The organism is Cryobacterium sp. M15 (assembly GCF_002929675.1).
In the GTDB taxonomy this organism is placed as follows: domain Bacteria; phylum Actinomycetota; class Actinomycetes; order Actinomycetales; family Microbacteriaceae; genus Cryobacterium; species Cryobacterium lyxosi.
This window is the reverse complement of sequence record NZ_PJJW01000009.1, coordinates 1-3,532: the sequence shown is the minus strand read 5'-3', so window position 1 is coordinate 3,532 and position 3,532 is coordinate 1. Positions and strand designations below refer to the sequence as shown.

The 3,532-nt window shown below is 60.2% G+C and carries 4 protein-coding genes; 1 reads left to right on the top strand and 3 read right to left on the bottom strand.

Annotated elements, in window-relative coordinates; all coding sequences use genetic code 11:
• The 3 genes from CXY83_RS17230 to CXY83_RS18445 all read right to left on the bottom strand — a co-directional run.
• The coding region (locus CXY83_RS17230; RefSeq protein ID WP_199184831.1) for a DNA/RNA non-specific endonuclease at window positions 1-242 on the bottom strand (242 nt) is incomplete at its 3' end.
• 806 nt (window positions 243-1,048) lie between these two features.
• Window positions 1,049-2,236 (bottom strand): NAD-dependent formate dehydrogenase, encoded by a 1,188-nt coding sequence (locus tag CXY83_RS00100; protein ID WP_104195423.1) that lies wholly within the window; start codon window positions 2,234-2,236, stop codon window positions 1,049-1,051.
• Between the two features lie 93 nt (window positions 2,237-2,329).
• On the bottom strand, window positions 2,330-2,863 hold the full coding sequence (locus tag CXY83_RS18445) for a LysR substrate-binding domain-containing protein (protein WP_104195422.1): 534 nt from the start codon (window positions 2,861-2,863) through the stop codon (window positions 2,330-2,332).
• A 42-nt stretch (window positions 2,864-2,905) separates the two neighbouring features.
• On the opposite strand from CXY83_RS18445, the gene CXY83_RS00090 reads away from it, so the two are divergent.
• Window positions 2,906-3,532 (top strand): aromatic acid exporter family protein (locus CXY83_RS00090; RefSeq protein ID WP_199184830.1); only part of this gene is annotated, 627 nt, incomplete at its 3' end.

Here is a 3,532-nt window from a genome sequence, read left to right as displayed (position 1 = left end):
TCGTAGAGCGGTATCCGCGAGTCGAGGTGCCAGTCGTCGCCTCGGTCAGCGGTAACGAGCTGGTCCCCGTCGATGTTGACGCCGGTCGCGATTGCAAGGCGCCGCGCGGGGTCGAGGAGCACGGTGAAATGTGTGTAGAGCAGTTCACGAATCAGGGTTCCGGCGAGAGGGACCGGGAGCGGCAGAGGAACTTCAAGGAAATCGGCGTTGTATCCAGTAGGAGAAAATGATGCGGCGTCCATGGTGATAGTCAAGCAGCCAGAGCAAGCCGATAGTTGGGGCTGTCGGATTTATATGGCGGCGTTAAAGGGACATTCCTGTGCTGGTGTCTTTTGCTGGCCACAGACGCGAGCTCCCGAACTGGGGGTATTGCTGTTTTTGGTGGGCTGCCTACCGTTGGTTAGAGGCTTTGATGGTTCAAGGAGCTGTATGAATAAAGTGATCGTGACATTACGACGCCGATTTGCGCGATGGCCGGTTTTCGTTCTCGTCGGCGTGAATCGTCCCGGTCAGCTACCCGCCGTCTTCGTGGATCCGGTTGATTGCACAGGGCGGGTCCTTCACGGTGTGTGGCTGGGCGACAGCGTCGACGACGGGGATGATGGCACGACGTACCGCAGAGCGAAATGGGTGAGGTGGAGGCGCTGACCAGGATCAGCGGTAAGACTCGCAGCCGCAGCCGCAGCCGCAGCCGCCAACGTCACCTCTACGACTCTTTGCCCGCACGCACGTGCTGCTCACAGCCTTGCCGGCAGCCTCGAACGGCAACCGTGACTCAGACGACCCGGGCACCTCCTCCGATGCGGGAACCTGTGCAGCAGACCTACTCACAGCCGTTCATGATTGTGCCGAGGGCCGCCGGCGGGATCAGTCAACGGTTGAACCCAGGGGCGATGGTGCGTTCTCGACCGAACCAACTCATAAGGAAACTCCGTTGTTACGGTTGTGATGTGCAGAGCAGCCATGGCTGCCTGGTAAGGGCGGAGCAGGCCGCCAGCGGCATTACAGTCACCGCAACCTCCTTCATCCAGTAGTACTTCAACTGTCCTTACTGGCCGCCACTACCAGGGCTCGATTCACCGCCGGCCGTGTAGGAGGCGGCACCAACGCCAGCAAGTTGCCCGCCGTCGACGATGAGATATTCTTTCCTAATAGGTCGACCGGCGAACCAGTCTTCGAGAATCTCCCGGGTGCCCGCGGCGTAACGAGCCTGAGCGGAAAGAGTCGAACCTGAAACGTGGGGGGTCATGCCGTTATGCGGCATCGTGCGCCAAGGGTGGTCGGCCGCCGGCGGCTGCGGGTACCAGACGTCGCCGGCATATCCGGCGAGTTGCCCTGACTCGAGCGCGCGTACGATCGCGTCACGGTCTGTGATCTCGGCGCGGGCCGTGTTGACGATGTAAGAGCCGCGTTTCATCGACGCGATCAGAGCGTCGTCGAAGAGGTGATATGTCTCCGGATGCAACGGTGCATGGATCGATACAACGTCGACGGCTTGCACGAGAGAGGCAGCATCCGGGTGGAAAATCAGGCCGAGTTCACGCTCAATCTCGGGGGACAGCCGGTTCTTGTCGGTGTAGTGCAAGTGGACGTCGAACGGTGCGAGTCGGCGCAAGACGGCACGCCCGATGCGGCCGGCTGCGATGACACCGACGTTCATTCCTTCGAGGTCATACGCGCGCTCGACGCTGTCGGCGATGTTCCAGCCACCATTGACGATCCATTCGTGGGACGGGAGGTAGTTGCGAACGAGGGCGAGGATTTGCATGACTGCGTGCTCTGCGACACTGATGCTGTTGCTATATGTCTCCTCGACCACGGTGATCCCCTGGTTGATTGCTGCGTCGAGGTCGACGTGATCTGAACCAATGCCTGCCGTGATCGCGAGCTTCAAGTTCGGTGCCTTCGCGATCCTCGCTTTCGTCAAATAGGCCGGCCAGAACGGTTGGGAAATCACGATGTCTGCAGTCGCAAGCTCCCGCTCGAACACCGAATCCGGACCGTCTTTGTCCGAGGTGACAACTAATTCGTGTCCGGCTGATTCAAGAAATTTGCGCAGGCCAAGTTCACCGGAGACCGAACCCAGTAGTTCACCCGGGGTGAAGTCAATGGCGGAAGGGCTTGGCAGCGTCTGACCGCCGGGGTAACCGTCAAGTGCCGGGAGGGTGTCGCGCGCATATTGCGGCGGGTAGCCGGTAACGGAGTCCGGGTAGAGCACGAGGAGAATCTTGGCCATGTGGCCTCTTTCTGAGACGCCGGTCTGACGGGTGTCGCGCCCGGCTGATGCGCTTCACCCAGTTTCTGCCTCACCTCTCCAGCCTGTCCAAGATCAAAAATCGACCAGCCGATAGCTGTCGACTATCGAACCGCCTTCACTGTGGATACAGCAGTACCGGACAAACCCATCGAACGCTCCTGGTCGAACAGTTCGCCAAGTTGTTAGTCGAACAGTTTGTCCAATGACAGCTTCGCTGCAACTGCCGCGAACGCACGAGCATTGACCGAACCAGGCGAAGCCGCACTGATCGCAACTACAACGCGCGCGGTTGCGATCGGATCGACCAGCGATACGGATTCGTATCCGCGGAGATGGCGTGATAGTTCGCACCCACATATGCGACACTATGTTCGCCCAGCGGCCTGTCCTCATATGGGCGTGGAGGGACGCGCTCGAATCCGTCTCCACCTGAAGTACCAGCTGCACGTCGTTCCGCGCGAACGCTGTGTCGATCACTTGTCTGCTGCGCATTTCCGGCGTCAGCACGGCAAGTGGTAACCGGGACGTTTGTGCCCAGGTCATCGCGGTGGATATGTCGGGAATGGGCCTCTCGGAGGCAATGAGCACGTAGTGCTGCTCATAGATCGGGTGTTTCCCAGCGCCTCGCCAGCATTCNAGACTTAGACGATGCCGAGAACGATTTTCCCGTGGAACGCATCACGGCTGGCGGTGGTCCGTCGTCTTCAACCTCCGCGATTCCTCCAGGTCACCAAGATTGCTGTTGCTGTGGCGATTGCCTGGACGCTGTCCCCTTTTCTCCCTGGGGACGCTCAGGAATTGCGGTACTACGCGCCGCTGGGCGCACTTTTGAGCATGCACCCAACGCTTATGCGTTCTCTCCGCAGCGCTTTACAAACCCTCGCTGGGCTGGCGGTCGGAATCGCCCTTGCTGGGGCCGTGCTCCTCCTGAGCGAGCCCAGCGTGTGGACGATTTCGCTGGTTATCGGCCTCGGCTCTCTTATCGGAGGAATGCGGTGGCTTGGTGTGGGCGGGGAACAAGTACCCCTGACTGCTCTTTTCGTTCTCATCATCGGCGGCCCGGAAGCCGATGATTACTCGGCCGGTTATCTCGCCCAAGTGGGTCTGGGAATAGTGGTGGGACTTTTGGTCAACCTGCTAATTTTGCCGCCGCTTGCGATCGGCACGGCTGTCGAGCGGTTGACTAGTTTTCGGGGCACCCTCGCCACGCACCTCAGCGATATCGCCGTGGCCTTGGTCGAGAGTTGGCCTCCGGAGCGTGAACTCTGGGCGACC

Coding starts and splice junctions, on each gene's coding strand:
- CXY83_RS00100 (WP_104195423.1), bottom strand. CDS start 2,236: ATGGCCAAGATTCTCCTCGTGCTCTACCCGGACTCCGTTACCGGCTAC.